We start from the raw sequence: 16729 nt of genomic DNA, 5'->3' as shown, positions 1-16729 counted from the left end.
TATAGCGTAGTGAAATTAATGGCTAAAAAAATCCAGACCTCTAGATTTTCTCAATAACCCATACGCGTCACTTTGTTGGTCTGACTTATAACTTTTAACTTTGTTGTATGAAAGTATACACAAAAACAGGAGATAAAGGCACGACGGCTCTATTTGGGGGTACACGTGTCCCAAAACACCATATTCGCATAGAGAGTTACGGCACTATAGACGAGCTTAACTCTCATATAGGACTCATACGCGATCAGGATATCGATCCATTGTATAAAAATACATTGATGCATATTCAGGACCGGTTATTTACCGTTGGAGCGATTCTAGCCACAGACCCTGCAAAAGCAATGCTAAAAAGTGGAAAGGCCAGATTGAACATTCCAAAGATTTCCAAAGACGATATTGAACGTCTGGAGAAAGAAATGGATAATATGGAGGCCAGTTTACCACCCATGACCCATTTTGTATTACCCGGTGGCCATCAGACTGTGTCATTCTGTCACATAGCACGTACCGTATGCCGTAGAGCAGAACGCTTAGCGTCTCACCTCAATGAATTAGAGCCTTTTCAGCCTGAAACCTTAATGTATATCAATCGTCTTTCGGACTACCTTTTTGTGTTGGCACGGAAGTTGTCACATGATTTACAAGCTGAAGAAATAAAGTGGATTCCACAAAAAGAATCGTAGTTTTTATCAACTCAGCTATATTGCCTAATAATGCAATATTTTGACTTTAAAAAGTTGAATAGTACACGTTCTTTTTATTAATGATTAAACATTTATGAGTGCACTTTGAATTATTCAAAACACATAAATATAAATGTTCAGTGAGACCGATAAATTAATATATTTAGTTTACGAACTAATTAATTTAATTTTTTCTTGAATTATTCAGCTAAAAAATTATTTTTGCAAAAAATTAAAACCACACGCAAATGTATTGGACATTAGAATTGGCATCGTATTTAAGTGATGCACCTTGGCCAGCAACAAAAGATGAGCTCATAGATTATGCGATTAGAACTGGAGCGCCTTTAGAAGTTGTAGAAAATTTACAAGCGATAGAAGATGAAGGAGATTCTTATGACTCAATTGAGGAAATTTGGCCAGACTATCCAACTGATGAAGATTACCTCTGGAATGAGGACGAATATTAACATATAATATGATTACAAAAAAGTCTCTTGCGTTATCTTAACTGAGAGACTTTTTTTATTTTCGAAAATTCGAAAAACAACACGACCTTAGATGTCCCCTCGAAGGGATTTTAGGAGTGTTTTCTAACAAATTGATAACATAACAAACAGTTTGAACACCAATCAATCTGTTTCAAAACATATAACATGGGTATATTAGATAAAGTACTAAAAGTTTTTGTTGGAGATAAATCCAAACAAGACGTTAGTGCCATACAACCAATTGTCAACCAAATAAAAACCTTTGAGCAGGCCTTAGAAGCTTTGTCACACGATGAGCTTAGAGCCAAGACGGCTGAATTTAAGGCTAAGATTGCTGAAGCCAGAAAACCCTTGCTCGAAAAGCAAAATGAATTATTAGCGAAAGCCGAAGTCACTGAAGATATTGACGAACGCGAAGAGATCTACGTACAAGCCGATAAGATTGAGGACGATATTTATGAATTAACAGAAGACGTGCTCAACGATATTTTACCAGAAGCCTTTGCTGTTGTAAAAGAAACAGCAAAACGCTTTGTAAACCATACGGAAATCTCAGTAGTCGCCAACGCTTTTGACAGAGAAGTGTCGGGCGCAAAGGATTATGTCACTTTAGAGGGTGACCAAGCCACTTGGTCCAACTCATGGGATGCCGCAGGTAAGCCAATTACTTGGGATATGATTCACTATGATGTGCAATTAATCGGTGGTATTGCCATGCACCAAGGAAAAATCGCTGAGATGCAAACGGGTGAAGGTAAAACTTTGGTAGCCACCTTACCCGTGTATTTAAACGCCTTGGCAGGTAAAGGTGTACACTTAGTAACAGTAAACGACTATTTGGCCAAACGTGATAGCGCTTGGATGGCACCTATATTCGAGTTTCACGGCTTAAGTGTAGATTGTATCGATCATCACACGCCCAATTCCGATGCCCGTCGCAAAGCCTATAACGCCGATATCACCTACGGTACCAATAACGAATTTGGTTTCGATTACTTGCGTGATAATATGGCACATGCCCCAGAAGATTTAGTACAGCGTCCCCATCACTTTGCAATTGTGGATGAGGTCGATTCGGTATTGATTGATGATGCACGTACGCCATTGATTATCTCAGGTCCTATTCCAAAAGGAGATGAGCACGAATTCGATGCTTTAAAACCTAAGGTAGAACAAATAGAAGCGGTACAGCGTAAATATCTCATAGGTGTTTTAGCCGAAGCTAAAAAGTTAATCGCCGCTGGTGATACCAAAGAAGGCGGTTTCCAATTATTGCGTGTTTACAGAGGTATTCCAAAGAATAAAGCCTTAATAAAATTCTTGAGTGAAGAGGGCGTAAAACAACTCCTTCAAAAAACCGAAAACTTCTACATGCAAGATAACAATAGAGAGATGCCTAAAGTTGACGCGGAACTCTATTATGTTATCGATGAAAAGAACAATCAGGTAGAATTGACAGATAAAGGTGTGGACTACTTATCTGGTAAGGACAACCCTAATTTCTTTGTGATGCCAGAGATGGGCACCGAAATCGCTAAAATTGAGGAAAAAGGTTTAGCACCAGAAGAAGAAGCTGTTCTTAAGGAAGACTTATTTAGAGACTTCGGTGTTAAGTCCGAACGTATTCATACCCTTAACCAATTGCTAAAAGCTTATGCGCTTTTTGAAAAGGATGTGCAATATGTGGTGATGGATAACAAGGTGATGATTGTAGATGAGCAAACCGGTCGTATTATGGACGGTCGTCGTTATTCCGATGGATTGCACCAAGCCATCGAAGCCAAAGAAAATGTAAAGATTGAAGCAGCCACGCAGACCTTTGCCACAGTAACCCTTCAGAATTACTTCAGAATGTACCGTAAGTTGTCTGGTATGACAGGTACGGCTGTCACTGAAGCCGGCGAATTCTGGGAAATCTATAAACTGGATGTGGTGGAGATTCCTACCAACCGACCTATTGCCAGAGATGATAGAGAAGATTTGGTATACAAGACCAAACGCGAAAAATATAATGCAGTGATTGACGAAGTGGTTGACTTATCCAATGCAGGACGACCTGTCTTGATAGGTACCACCAATGTTGAGATTTCTGAGTTATTGGGTAAAATGTTGAGCATTCGTAAGATTCCTCACAATGTCCTAAACGCAAAGCAACATAAAAAAGAAGCTGATATTGTCGCGCAAGCTGGTAATGCTGGTCAGGTGACCATTGCAACAAATATGGCAGGCCGTGGTACCGATATTAAATTGAGTGACGAAGTCAAAGAGGCGGGCGGTCTTGCTATCGTTGGTACGGAGCGTCACGATTCGCGTCGTGTAGACCGGCAGTTACGTGGTCGAGCTGGTCGTCAGGGAGATCCAGGAAGTTCGCAGTTCTATGTGTCTTTAGAAGATAACCTGATGCGTTTATTCGGCTCTGAGCGCATCGCCAAGATGATGGACCGCATGGGACTTAAAGAAGGCGAAGTCATTCAACATTCTATGATTTCTAAGTCCATTGAACGTGCTCAGAAAAAAGTAGAGGAAAATAACTTTGGAGTCCGTAAGCGTTTATTGGAATATGATGATGTCATGAACGCACAACGTGAAGTGGTCTACAAACGTCGCCGTAATGCCTTACATGGTGAGCGTCTGCGTGTGGATTTGGCGAATATGATTTTCGATACCTCTGAAGGTATCGCAATAAACAATAAAGCGGCTAATGATTATAAAAACTTTGAGTTCGAATTAATTCGTTACTTCTCTATGGCCTCACCAATTTCTGAAGCCGAGTTTGCCAAAATGGGCGAACAAGAGATTGCCGGATTGATTTACAAGGAAGCTTTTAAGCACTATCGTGAAAAGATGCAACGCGCGGCGGATTTGGCCTACCCTGTCATTGAAAATGTGTATAATACCCAACGCGACCGTTTTAAGCGTATCGTTGTACCATTTACGGATGGCGTGAAAAACTTACAGGTAGTAACCGACTTGGAAAAGGCTTACGAAACCAAAGGTACACAACTGATTAACGATTTTGAAAAGAATATCACCTTAGCCATTGTCGATGATGCTTGGAAAACGCACTTGCGTAAAATGGACGAATTAAAGCAGTCGGTACAGTTAGCGGTGCATGAGCAAAAAGACCCACTATTGATCTATAAATTTGAGTCTTTTGAACTCTTTAAGAGCATGATCGATCAGGTGAATAAGGATGTGATTTCCTTCTTGTTTAAGGGGGAGATTCCTCAGGAAACCGCCAGTACGATACAAGAAGCCAAAAAGCGTAAGCAAGAAAAGCTCGAAACTCAAAAGGAGGACATTCCTAATATGGACGAGCGTGCTGCCCAAAGCCGAGCAGCAGGAGAAAGTGCCTCTCGTAAACCACAGGTAGTAGAAACGATTGTAAGGGAGCAACCGAAGATAGGTCGTAACGAACGTGTAAAGATAAAGCATGTAATGAGTGGCGAAAGCAAAGAGGTTAAGTACAAGCAAGCCATTCCATTAATAGACAAAGGCGAATGGGTCTTGGTGAATGATTGATAAACCTCTTAGGTTTGTCATCCTGAACTGTCACACTGAGCGCAGTCGAAGTGTCGTTTCAGGATCTCATTAAAAATATAAACACAAAAAACCTGATGTTATGCATCAGGTTTTTTTGTATTTTTAAAAGAACGCGTATCGAAAGATCATAAACCTCAAAATATGAAACGAATTATCAAAATATGTCTTCTCGCAGGGATTTTAGTATCCTGTAATTCAACAGGCGACTCAAAAATTGAAGACGCAGCATCTCCAAACGACACTTCAGTAGAAACTGCAACTGAAAAAAACTATGATTCTTATAAAGACATCGACTCAGATGAGGCCTTAATTGCAACAGCCTTGATGGCTGCACCCAAAGAAAGCAGAGCCAATTGTAAAGTTATCGGTTATAATATGGCTGGTGATTTTGTAACCCTCCGTGAAGGTGACAATCAGTTTATTGTACTTGCGGATGACCCTAAAAAAGATGGGTTTAACGCAGCCTGTTACCATAAAGACTTAGACCCTTTTATGGCTAGAGGGAGAGCACTGCGAGCAGAAGGAAAGTCGGCAAGGGACGTTTTTGCCATTAGAGAAGCCGAGATGAAGTCTGGTGAACTTCAAATCCCCACTGGAACCACTTTGCATATTTACTATGGCGACAAAACCATCTACGACCCTGAAACTTCTGAAGTTGCAGATGCTATACTCCGCTACGTTGTGTACATGCCTTGGGCAACAGCAGAATCTACAGGTTTACCAGAAGTGCCCATGGCCGCTAACCATCCTTGGATCATGAACCCCGGAACACATAAGGCACATATTATGATTTCGCCTATAAATGAGAGCAATTAGTAATCCTAAGAATTTTCAGGCTACTCAATGAGACCACATCACTTATTATTTACTATGAGCTTATTTATAATCTCATGTTCTAACGCAAAAAAGGATGTGGCTGTTAATCAAATCCAAAACAATAACATCACTTGCACAGACAACAACTGCCAAGGGACTTACCAAGGCCCAGAATTCGTCAATGGTAGTGATATTGCTCATCAGTTTTCTAATACCATGTCAGCCAAAGTGGGCGACCAACTTAAAGTGCTTTATAAAACTGAGAAATACAGCCAAGTAGATTTCACTCAGATAGAAATGACCACCAAAGGTATGGGTTCTGGCACAGTAACCTATTATTTAAAAATTCCATTTAGAAAGGTGAGTGAAAAATGTGAAGCCTATACAGCTTTTGATCATGTAGGTGGCTGGAATCACCCACCTGCCCTCTCAGAACGAAAAAAACAACTCCAAGGGGCTTTAATGAAAGGGCATCAACTTAATATCAGCGACCTTAAAACGACCAAAGAAGGCTTGCAAGAATATTGGATACAATGGAAGCATAAAGCAACTCAAGGGGAATGCGAGTAGATTCTTTACTTTGAGTTTCTTTTACTACTTTTAAATCTATCAACTTTAACTTCAATATGCTGCGATTTACAACCCTATGTCTTTTTATTACTTTGTTATCTTGTAAGGATAAGACTAATTCACCTAGTACGCATAAGGAACCTGAAAACTTAATCGCCATTTTAGATACGATATGGCAAAGCGAACAAACTCCTATTAGATTGCGCGATTCTATAATCGCTTTATATGGCGCAGAATCTGAGAAAGCTGAAGTCTATCAACAAGAATACCGTAAGAATCATAGCATCAATATGGTGAAAGTAAAACGAATTCTAGACACCTATGGTTGGCCAGACTCAACCTTAATAGGTGACAATGGTAATTGGACGATTTGCAATGTGTTGCAGCACGATAACTTAAAAACGCGCGAGCATTACCTCCCAATGATGAAACAAGCTGTACTCGATAAGAAATTAGAACCGCGATTTTTGGTGCGGGCACAAGATAGAATTGCAACAGACAAAGGTGAATTACAAATCTATGGTGGGCAGATGAAATATTATCCAGACACAAAAAGTTTCAACCTCTGGCCAGTATACGATCCCAAAAACATTGACAAAAGACGCACGGCTATAGGATTAGATTCTATTGCCATATTCCTAAAGGCACGTTTTAATTTTGAATGGAATCTTGAGGAGCAATTAAAACGTACAGCAGCTTTTAAAAAACTTAAGGCGAAAGATTAATAGTTACTGCTGCATCTTTAAATACTTATCGACCGAGTGCTTCCCAGAGCCATAGAACAAAAAGAAAATACAAATTGCTAAAACCGATAAGGATAGGATAAGGTTCCCTGTGTTCATCTCACCAACAAAATTGATAATCACCGCACCAATCAAAATAGGTAATTGTGCTATGATGGCCCAACGCGTTAATAAACCAAAAACAATTAAAAAGCCTCCTACAAAGTGTGCAGGAGCAATATAATGCACTAACAAAACATCACCTGCCACAGATTTAACAGGTTCAATGAGATCGATTAGCAGATTGAGGTTAGACATAAAATACACACCCTTGTAAAACAAAAAAATACCAAGAGCAATACGTAACATATCGAGCGGATAATAAGTGTGCGCATTGGCCCACTTATTTAGTGATTTGATATAACCCATAATACTTAAAAGATTGATTTAACCTCTATAAGGTACTTAATTTTAATGAGAATTTCAATTCCACCTGCCATTTAAACACTTGAAAATCATTTATTTGTGCTATTTTTCTTACTAGAATTGTAATTTAGAGACCGTTGTATCATAAGAATCCACTCAAGACAAAAAAATTACTATATTTACAGCGTAACCTACTTATATTTAATTTATTATGAAACCTAAACTGTCCCGAGTTCTAGGACTCTTGTTCGCCATAACCTTAATGGCCTGTACTTCTGATGATACAAGTTCTGTCCCAACTGAAGAGACCAATCAATTCACTTTTAATGGGGTGACTTATAATTTAGTGACCGCTGTCGTTAACGATGAAAACACCTCAACGAGTGATGTCAGTGAAATTGGTATTAGCTTTTTTAACAAAACAGCTTCAGAAATTGCCGGTAATAGTGATTTGACTAATGTTAACTTTGTGTATTTCGATTTTGATGATGTGACCATTCAAAATACGACCTATAATCAAATTGATGACTATGACGTTTCTATCAATGGCTCAGTCACGAATAGTGAATTTAATCCCGGTACGGTCTTATTATCTGATAGTAACGTAGCATCCGACGTGTATGCCCAATCAGGTTCGGTAACCATTCTCAATTTTACGGAATTTAATATTAAACTTACGTTTAGCTTTACGAGAAACGATGGTCAAGTCATTTCTGGAAGCTATGACGGTAACTACATTGTGCCCGTTATTGACTAAGAATTCCGCTTTTTTGATGACATTTTAGATGCTTTTCGATTATAAGGCATAACCAATACTTATAATCATGAAAAGAATCACATTAAGCTTAACTTTTATCTTATGTATAGCTTTTACTACGAATGGACAAGACCTTAACTTCGGAGCGAAAGCAGGTCTCAATATTACTGGTGTTAGCTTTGAAAGTGACAGTTATTCTACCTCCTCACGTATAGGCTTTCACATTGGGGGTTTTGCCAATTACAAGTTCAGCGATAAGTTTGCCGTTCAACCCGAGATTTATTTTAGTACTGGCGGTAATGAATGGGACTTTAACAACGGTACAACAACTGGGGAAATCAAAACAAGTTCAATTAGCGTTCCTGTGTTGTTGCAATACGATGTCATTGACCATCTTGTTGTTGAAGGGGGCTTACAATACAATTTTCTTTTGTCCATAGAACAAAAAATTGATGGTAGTAATGATGGATTTGAAGACATTAGCGAATTCTACAAATCTGGTACTATTGGCTTCGCTATTGGTGCCTTGTACCATCTAGATGCAATTATCCCTGGCTTGGCAGCAGGATTGCGATTTACGGCCGACATATCAAAAATCAATGACGTTGATGTCGATGCGGGAAACCTAAGACAAAATGCATTTCAAATCAATGTGCTTTATACCATACCTAAATAACCTACGGCTATTAATCAATCCAAATCCTGATGAAACTAAGACTCATCAGGATTTTTTTATTACCTTAAAGCCCCTATCAATAAATCTGAAGCCAATTTGCCAAATCCATATATGAGAAACCTAGCGTTGATTTTATGTTTTTTGCTTAACTATTGCCTTTTTTCTCAAAAAAAAGAGACCGATAAAATTCTAAAAGAAGGGCAACTTTTATATCGCTTGGAAAAAGGGTCTTGGTATGGTACTGACCATTTATTTGAAAAATTTAAGGATAAAAGAGATTCTATTGGTGGGTACCTTTCGTATGAAGATGAAAATTCTAATATAACGACCGTTTTTTTCAATAGGTATGATCCCGATAAAGTCTTGATTCGATATAAGTTTGACAGTATCCCTAAGGTATTGCCTATTTCAATGGATACTATTAATACTAAAGTCTTGGACTTGGAAAATGATTTAAGGACTATTTTAGATGACGCCAAAATTAAAGCACAAGAGAATAAAAATGCGTTTTTTTCATTCTATAATAATACTGCCCTGAATTTTATTCCATTAGTTAACAAGGAGGAGCGCAAGGTATTAGTGCTAACTGGTCCTAAAATTAGCGGAGTTGTATTAATTGGTAATGACTATCAATTAAACTATGACAATGAAAATAATTTTCGGGACAAATTCAAAATACATAGTACACTTTTGCAATTTCAGTACAAGTCAAAAGACCAGCAAAACCAGACTGTATCCACTGTACATTCACATGTAAATTCAGACTTTATTTCCTCTACTGATATTTGTACCTTATTGCTTTATAGAGATTATGTTGAATGGACTCAGCATATTGTAGTAAGTGAAAAGTTTGTTTCAATTTTCGATTTGAAAAAGGAGTCTTTAGTTGCTCTCACAAAAGAGGCGTGGGAAAAAATAAATAATCATTCAAAAAATGACGATTAAATGAAAAACAAAATAGTAATCATCTTAGCAATAATTTTAACTGTCACAAATTTTGCTTTTTCACAAATTGTAAGTATACCAGATCCAAATTTTAAAGCTGCACTAATCAACCATTTTCCAAATATCGACACTAATGACGATGGCGAAATACAGGTTTCAGAGGCAGAGGCAATGACTCTCATAAATGTGGAGTTTGATAACATAGTAGATTTAACAGGTATAGAGGCTTTTACCAATGTCATCACTTTACAAGTTAGAAACAATGATATTGTTAGCTTGGACCTCAGCAATAATACCAGCATCATTGACTTGGATTGCTCTAACAACGCGATTACAAGCCTTAACCTAGGCAGTAATCTCAATCTAGAAGAATTGCATTGCAATGATAATCTACTGACTTCCATCGATTTATCTTCTGCTATTAATCTCGAAGAGTTAAGCATTCACAATAATGAGTTAATGAGTTTAGACGTGAGTAATAGTCAAAATCTGTTTGATCTCTCTGCATATAATAATGAATTGACCTCAATAAATTTAAACGGTGTTACAGCATTGGAGTATTTGAGTCTCGGAAGTAATTTGTTAACATCCCTAGACCTTAGCACCAATATCAATCTAAGAAATGTAACGAGCAGCAATAACCAATTGTCTTCGGTAACTTTTGGTAATTCTGCCCAGCTCACAGATGTAACCCTTAACGATAATTTACTTCAGACCATTGATATTACGTCGCTTCCCGCTTTACAAGACTTTTTTATCCAAAACAATCAGCTTACAGGCATAAATATTGCAACTAATACAATTTTAGATAGACTTTACATAAGCGGGAATCAAATTACGGATCTTAATACCATAATAAACAGTACAAGTTCAGTTACATTTCTAAGAGCAGACAATAATCTATTGGAAACTGTAGATTTATCCAATAACTCATCCATAATCTGGCTATATCTCAATGATAATCTATTAACAGACTTTATTGCTAATGATACAGTACAAAGAGTTGAATTAAAGAACAACCAATTTATAACAATAGATTTGAGTGATGATTACGAAAACCTAGACCGTATCGTACTAAACGATAACACCAATCTTACTTACATTAATATTAAAAACGGTAATAATAGTAGTTATTTATTCATCAGTGTAATTGATGCTTACGATAATCTAGATAATCTTGAAGCGGTTTGCGTAGATGATATTAACAGTAATTTTGCAGGTTGGATACAACAACAAAACAATCAGCCTATTGTATTTACAGAATACTGTTCATTTACACCTGGTGGCTCATTTTACACCGTGGAAGGCAGTACAACTTTTGATGCTGACAACAATGGTTGCGATATTAGTGATACTGCCATACCTAATGTAAAACTAAATATTACCAATGGCACTTTAGAAGATTCATTTTACAGTGATTCTACTGGTATTTATACTATGCCAATACAAGCTGGTAATTATACAATTACTCCACAACTGGAAAACAGCACGTATTACAACATTACACCGAGTAGCATCAATGTAGATTTTCCTAATGACCCAGATCCAGTTACACAAGATTTTTGTCTTACGGCAAATGGCGTACATAACGATTTGGATATTATCATAGTACCCATGCAAGATGCGCGACCAGGTTTTGATATTCCGTATAAATTAATTTATAAGAACAAAGGCAACACCACAATTTCTGGTAGCATCGATTTTACATACAATGATGACTATACCAGTTATATATTTGCTTCACCAAACCCTAATACTGAATCTTCCGGTAGCTTATCTTGGAATTTTACCGACCTCAACCCTTTTGAGAGCCGAGAAATAGATTTTGAACTCAACTTAAACCCTCCCACAGACCCAGATTTTCCATTAAACAGTGGAGATATGTTGGTATATAATGCAACTATATTTCCGACTACAAATGACGAAACACCAGAAGACAATACCATAACGCTCAACCAAGACGTTGTTAATTCCTTTGATCCTAATGATAAGACCTGTTTAGAAGGAGCAACTATTACACCTGAGGAAGTTGGCGCCTATGTGCATTATCTCATAAGGTTTGAAAATACCGGAACTGCCAACGCCATTAATGTAGTGATTAAGGATAATATCGATTTATCTAAGTATGATATATCCTCTTTAGTACCATTGAGAGCTAGCCATAATTTTGTTACAAGAATATCAAATGATAATGAAGTTGAATTTATATTTGAAAACATTCAGCTGCCCTTCGATGATGCCAATAACGATGGTTATGTACTTTTTAAAATAAAGACATTGCCGACCTTAACGTTAGGTGATAGTTTTAGCAATGAGGCAGAAATATATTTTGATTTCAATTTCCCCATAATTACGAACAATGAGACCACTACAGTGGCAGAAAACCTCAGTACTGAAGAATTTAGTTTAACCGACGAAACGCTGTTAATTCCAAATCCAACAAGAGCATATTTTACGCTCAAGGCTATTGAAAATCTGAATTTTGATAACATTGAATTATACGATTTAGCTGGAAAAAAATTGTTAAGACTTCCTAAACAAGACACTTATTATGTTGGAGATTTAAAGACTGGAATTTATTTTGTGAGTATCAATACATCAAATCAAAAAATCGTCATGAAACTTATAAAACAATAATCCCAAAAAGACCTTTACGTTAAATCCTAACGAAACCTGTTAGGATTTTTTTATTACCTTAAAGCCTCATACCTTAATCATCAATCATGAAAAAAGTTCATCTTATCACATGTATCGCTTGTTTTTTAATAAGCCTTAGTTACGCGCAGAAAAAGGCAGATCTTCAAGACATTAACACCACTTGGGCCAAATTCTATAAAGCTTTTGAAACCTTGGATTATACGTTAATGGCCGAGATTCATGCTAAAGATTTGGTGCGTGTATCTGGTGGAAGGCGTATTATAGACTACGATAGCTATATTAATAATTACAAAGCTGGCTTTGAGCGCGACAAAGCTGCAGGACAAACCAGTAACATCTCATTACGCTTTTTTGAACGCTTATGTAATGACAGTACGGCAAGTGAACGCGGTGTCTATAAACTAGTGCGAAATAAGGGCACCGATGAAGAGCAAGCTTATTACGGACAATTCCATGTCCTCTTCAAAAAACGCGATGGCAAATGGAAAATAACCATGGATTATGACTCTTCCGAAGGTGGTACTATTGGTGAAGATGACTACAACAAGGCTTTTGCTATTGATGATTTTGATAAGTTCTTAAACTAAATTCAAAAGTAAATTAGGATCTGGACAATTCGCTTTATAAAATTCTAAATCAAGCTGATTACAAACCCCAGAATAATCGCCTTTATAATCCTGAATATCTTTAATGACTTGAAAATGCAAATGCGGTGGATAATCGCCATTAACGTCTGCTGTCCCTAATGTTGCTATTTGTTCGCCTTCCTTCACTTCTACTCCAACTTTCATCTTATTTAAAGATTCTAAACTCAAATGCCCATAAAGCGTGTAAAATTCAAAGTCTTGTATGTAGTGTTTTAAAATAATGGTTGGCCCATAATCTCCAAAATTGGTGTTGTTTTTAAAACTGTGAATCTCACCATCCAAAGGTGCGTAAATTGGCGTGTCCGCCTCAATCCATATATCTAAGCCAAGGTGAATGTGACGTGCCTCTTTGGGATCTTCTTGATTAAAATAAGTACTGCGATTGTAAATAGCACGTCGCTCTAAATAGCCCCCAAAGGCCACCTGTGCATGGTGTTTGGAGATATGATTCCAAATAAAAATCTCCAAGTCCTTAGAGTTGGATACATCAACACCTCTTAGTTCGGGGTTATCGACCGACAAATCTAAAGGCACATAGGCATCAAAAGCAATGTTAGGGTCGACTAAAGGATGTGAATGAAGTGATTGGAGTAAATCTTCAAAAGAAGAAAGTGGCATAAAAAATAAAATTTCCACAAAAATAAGAATCTATTTTGATGGAAAACGGAAAGAAAAAGAATGTACCCTCTAAATAATGACCTTATTTAAAGGGATTAATTCATAACAACGTCGCTATATTTAGCATTGACAATAATGGTTTTGTCAGAACTCTGGCCTTCGGGATAATTTCTGATGGTCTTTTGTGAGGTAGACTTATTATTAAACTTAGAACGTTCTCCTTTAAAATACATATTGTAATTGACGTTCTGTGGTAAGCTTATTAAAGCATCACTATTTTCAAGAATCAAATTTAGATTCTTAAAGGACGCTGCAAGATTAGAAATTGTAAGATCACCAAAACTGCCATCTATGATTCCCGTATCCACCAACTTCTCGATATTAATATTAGACGACTTCGCGTTTAACACCAAATTGTTAGCATTTTTAATCTGTGCCTTATCGACGTAGTTGAGATTAAGTGTTCCTAAATTCCAGGTATTAATCACCACAGGTGAATAAGAGACATTGATGGAAGTGTCACTTCCATCAATGTTATCTGCTACTAGAAAGGCATGTGATATATCTCCGCTTAAGTTATAGATCACTGAAGATAATTTTAATTCACCATGTCTTATATTGGTCTTTAACTTCGCTTTTTTAGGGATCTTAATTTTTATCACCTTTTTAACCTTGTCGCTACGTAAAGACTCTAATTGTCTTGCCAAAACAGCTTCTCTCTTCTCTCTCATCTCCTTTCTTCTGACTTCCATATCTGCTCTGCGATCGGCCAATGCGTTGGCGCGTTCAGCATGGCGCTCTGCTATTTTAGCTTCACGCTCAGCCATTCTTGCAGAACGCTCGGCCTGTCTTTCAATAAGTGCAGCTTGTCTCTCCATTTGCTTTCCAAAACGCTCTCCCCAAGCTTCCATCTTTTCAGCCCATTCCTTACCAAATTTTTCACCAAATTCCTCACCCCATTTTTCCATATCCTTGGCATATTCTTCACCAAATTTTTCGCCCCAAGCTTCCATTTCTTTTGCCCATTTGCCTTCAAAACGCTTGCCATACTCTTCACCCCATTTCTCCATCTTTTCCTGATAACCAGATTCTGCAAACTTTCTAGCCCATTCTTCCATACTTTTCTGTAATTCCTTACCTCCCTCTTTCTCATAGCGTTTGCTCCACTCCGTAAGATACTTTTCACCTTCTTTTTGATATCTATCATAATCAAAGTTTATGGTTCTTATACCATCTGGTAACTCAGGTAACTCTGGAAATTCAGGCATCTCTGGCATCTCTGGCATCTCTGGAAATGCATCCATATGAGGGATATTTGGTAGAGCGATGACCTCTGGCATTTCTGGTAGTTCTGGCATATTTGCCAATTCAAACTCTAAGTCCCTTAACACATCTGCATAATCGGCCTCAGCATATAGACTTATCGCTCTTCCTCCTCGCGATGAAATGATGACTTTATCGTCAGACCCTTCCACTTTAAGGTTCCAAGCTTCTAAAGCACGTTCTAACTCTTCCGCAGATAATTTGTCACTCTCCAAGTAGGCTTCTACTTCAACAATATCCTTGTTCCAGGTACTGATTTCTATTTCTGCATAACTGGTATTTAAGTCGACTACCACATCCTTACTAACCTTAATAGATTGTGATGTTTTACTTAACTTTTGTTGTGCAAAACCAAAGGTGGTTAGGAGGCACAACACTAAAATTCTAACTGTGTTCATGATTGTTTTAATTTAACTGTTCGTTTTTTGACTTTGTTCGCCATAGCCTTGGGCACAGGCGGATTGATTTATAATTTATTAATTGATTAAGCACTCTCTTCCCCAAAGGAATCGTCATTAAACTCCTCTAGCTTCTCCTTAAGACGCGTGACCAAGTTTAATCGCAACTTTAAATTGCTGATCAGTGCATCCAAAGTGATAGAATTCGGTCCATTGTCATTGAGTTCAATAGTAAGTTTATTGTACTCGTCATTTAACTCCTTAAGTCTTTGGATGTAGCCATCGACCAAATCTTTATTCTCTGGTGTTAGTTCTACTTTGGACAATTCCAGATTAATGCTCGCCAGATAGTAGTCTTCTACTTTTTTCAGTTCAGGTGAAAACTCTCCCATGGATTTGATAGTATTTTCAACAACTGGATTGTCTACAGGAACAACTTCCCCGCCTGATCCTCCAAAAAACTGATAAGCGCCAAAGCTCAAACCTAATAATACGACAACGCTTGCCGCTATATTCAAGAAGCTAAAACCACTTGACTTTTTCTCAATGGGCAACTCCTTTTCTAGTTTCTCTAAAAACCGTGCTTCATGACCTTCAGACATCTTTGCACGCTGTACTTTTGTGTCCTTTTCGAATAAATTTCTAAGATCTTGTGCCATTTTTCCTTGTTTTTAATGCTGCTTGTAATTTTTGTTTCCCTCTAGACAGTTGTGTTCTCGAGGCGACTTCAGAGATATTCAAAATTTCAGAAATCTCTTGGTGGTCATATCCTTCAACCAAATAGAGCTTTACAACATATTTATACTTATCGGGCAATTCTTCAATTGCACTTTTTACCTCATCTATGGTAATTTCATCATCAACAAGCCATTCATTTTCATAATCGCTATCCACGACATTGAGATGATGCTCTTCCAAATCTATCAAGCGTTGACGTTTCGACTTTAAAACATCTATACACCGATTCACTACAATGCGTTTCAACCATGCTCCAAAACTGACTTCTGCTCTATACTGATCCAATTTTGAAAATGCCTTTATAAACGCCTCCTGAACGATGTCCTCAGCTTCCATCGTATCCTTCACAAAACGAAGGGCTACTATGAGCATGCCATCACAATACTGATTGTACAATTGCATTTGTGCTTGCCGATCGTTCTTTTTGCATTTTTCAACAATATGAATTTGAAACGTGCTGATGATTAATTGGTTTTTTTGATTGGTTTTACTCGATAATCGAGATTTAATTTGTTCGAAATGTTTTCTTAATCTGCAATGGCTCGCCTTACATTAATTTTGCTTATCTCGAATTCATTTCACTCTAAAGACGATGCAAAAAACTGAGTGTGGCAAAAAATTCAAATTTTATAAGATTTATTTAAAATTAAACGTTCTGTTCTATAAATTTAACGAATTGAGTTATCTTTAAAATTTAAACTAAATTCGCTCATTAAAA

At 37.4% G+C, this 16729-nt stretch carries 16 protein-coding genes; 11 read left to right on the top strand and 5 right to left on the bottom strand.

Annotation, left to right across the window (positions count from 1 at the left end):
* Positions 1 to 107 precede the first annotated feature (107 nt).
* The 6 genes from ACO052_RS10045 to ACO052_RS10020 all read left to right on the top strand — a co-directional run bounded on the left by ACO052_RS10045 (position 108) and on the right by ACO052_RS10020 (position 6828).
* Positions 108 to 683: a cob(I)yrinic acid a,c-diamide adenosyltransferase gene (locus tag ACO052_RS10045; RefSeq protein WP_422107878.1), complete on the top strand. Its 576-nt coding sequence runs from the start codon at positions 108 to 110 to the stop codon at positions 681 to 683.
* A 248-nt stretch (positions 684 to 931) separates the two neighbouring features.
* Entirely contained in the window at positions 932 to 1153 is a 222-nt protein-coding gene (locus tag ACO052_RS10040; protein ID WP_008272287.1) for a DUF2795 domain-containing protein, read from the top strand.
* A gap of 186 nt (positions 1154 to 1339) precedes the next feature.
* On the top strand, positions 1340 to 4696 hold the full coding sequence (gene secA / locus ACO052_RS10035; protein ID WP_422107877.1) for a preprotein translocase subunit SecA: 3357 nt from the start codon (positions 1340 to 1342) through the stop codon (positions 4694 to 4696).
* 162 nt (positions 4697 to 4858) lie between these two features.
* Complete coding sequence (locus tag ACO052_RS10030; protein WP_422107876.1) at positions 4859 to 5533, top strand: hypothetical protein; 675 nt, start codon at positions 4859 to 4861, stop codon at positions 5531 to 5533.
* 54 nt (positions 5534 to 5587) lie between these two features.
* Positions 5588 to 6103 carry a hypothetical protein gene (locus ACO052_RS10025; protein WP_422107875.1) on the top strand — a complete coding sequence of 172 codons (516 nt, stop codon included), beginning with the start codon at positions 5588 to 5590 and terminating at the stop codon, positions 6101 to 6103.
* A 56-nt stretch (positions 6104 to 6159) separates the two neighbouring features.
* Complete coding sequence (locus ACO052_RS10020; protein ID WP_422107874.1) at positions 6160 to 6828, top strand: DUF6624 domain-containing protein; 669 nt, start codon at positions 6160 to 6162, stop codon at positions 6826 to 6828.
* Between the two features lie 3 nt (positions 6829 to 6831).
* Here the strand turns inward: ACO052_RS10020 and ACO052_RS10015 are convergent, their stop codons facing one another.
* Positions 6832 to 7254 carry a DoxX family protein gene (locus tag ACO052_RS10015; protein ID WP_422107873.1) on the bottom strand — a complete coding sequence of 141 codons (423 nt, stop codon included), beginning with the start codon at positions 7252 to 7254 and terminating at the stop codon, positions 6832 to 6834.
* 208 nt (positions 7255 to 7462) lie between these two features.
* Between ACO052_RS10015 and ACO052_RS10010 the strand changes: the two genes are divergently transcribed.
* The 5 genes from ACO052_RS10010 to ACO052_RS09990 all read left to right on the top strand — a co-directional run bounded on the left by ACO052_RS10010 (position 7463) and on the right by ACO052_RS09990 (position 12874).
* Positions 7463 to 8008, top strand: coding sequence for a hypothetical protein (locus tag ACO052_RS10010; RefSeq protein WP_422107872.1), 546 nt, complete (start codon positions 7463 to 7465; stop codon positions 8006 to 8008).
* A 67-nt stretch (positions 8009 to 8075) separates the two neighbouring features.
* Entirely contained in the window at positions 8076 to 8684 is a 609-nt protein-coding gene (locus tag ACO052_RS10005) for a porin family protein (RefSeq protein ID WP_422107871.1), read from the top strand.
* A 111-nt stretch (positions 8685 to 8795) separates the two neighbouring features.
* Entirely contained in the window at positions 8796 to 9629 is an 834-nt protein-coding gene (locus ACO052_RS10000; protein WP_422107870.1) for a hypothetical protein, read from the top strand.
* On the top strand, positions 9630 to 12266 hold the full coding sequence (locus ACO052_RS09995) for a DUF7619 domain-containing protein (RefSeq protein WP_422107869.1): 2637 nt from the start codon (positions 9630 to 9632) through the stop codon (positions 12264 to 12266).
* Between the two features lie 86 nt (positions 12267 to 12352).
* A complete protein-coding gene (locus ACO052_RS09990; protein ID WP_422107868.1) occupies positions 12353 to 12874 on the top strand; it encodes a YybH family protein in 522 nt (173 codons plus the stop codon).
* On the opposite strand, the gene ACO052_RS09985 is transcribed toward ACO052_RS09990, so the two are convergent.
* From ACO052_RS09985 to ACO052_RS09970, 4 genes are all read right to left on the bottom strand, one after another.
* Positions 12866 to 13552: a peptidoglycan DD-metalloendopeptidase family protein gene (locus tag ACO052_RS09985; RefSeq protein WP_422107867.1), complete on the bottom strand. Its 687-nt coding sequence runs from the start codon at positions 13550 to 13552 to the stop codon at positions 12866 to 12868. The two genes, ACO052_RS09990 and ACO052_RS09985, sit on opposite strands and share 9 nt — an antisense overlap.
* Positions 13553 to 13647: 95 nt before the next feature.
* The gene (locus ACO052_RS09980; RefSeq protein ID WP_422107866.1) at positions 13648 to 15273 is read right to left on the bottom strand and encodes a hypothetical protein; all 1626 of its coding nucleotides are present in this window, start codon (positions 15271 to 15273) and stop codon (positions 13648 to 13650) included.
* Between the two features lie 86 nt (positions 15274 to 15359).
* Complete coding sequence (locus ACO052_RS09975) at positions 15360 to 15932, bottom strand: hypothetical protein (RefSeq protein WP_422107865.1); 573 nt, start codon at positions 15930 to 15932, stop codon at positions 15360 to 15362.
* Positions 15916 to 16413, bottom strand: coding sequence for an RNA polymerase sigma factor (locus ACO052_RS09970; RefSeq protein ID WP_422107864.1), 498 nt, complete (start codon positions 16411 to 16413; stop codon positions 15916 to 15918). Before ACO052_RS09970 ends, ACO052_RS09975 begins: the two co-directional genes overlap by 17 nt.
* Positions 16414 to 16729 lie beyond the last annotated feature (316 nt).

Origin of the sequence: Winogradskyella sp. (assembly GCF_965228925.1) — a bacterium.
In the GTDB taxonomy this organism is placed as follows: domain Bacteria; phylum Bacteroidota; class Bacteroidia; order Flavobacteriales; family Flavobacteriaceae; genus Winogradskyella.
Note: the sequence above shows the minus strand (reverse complement) of the source record. Positions and strands in the feature narration are given on the sequence as shown.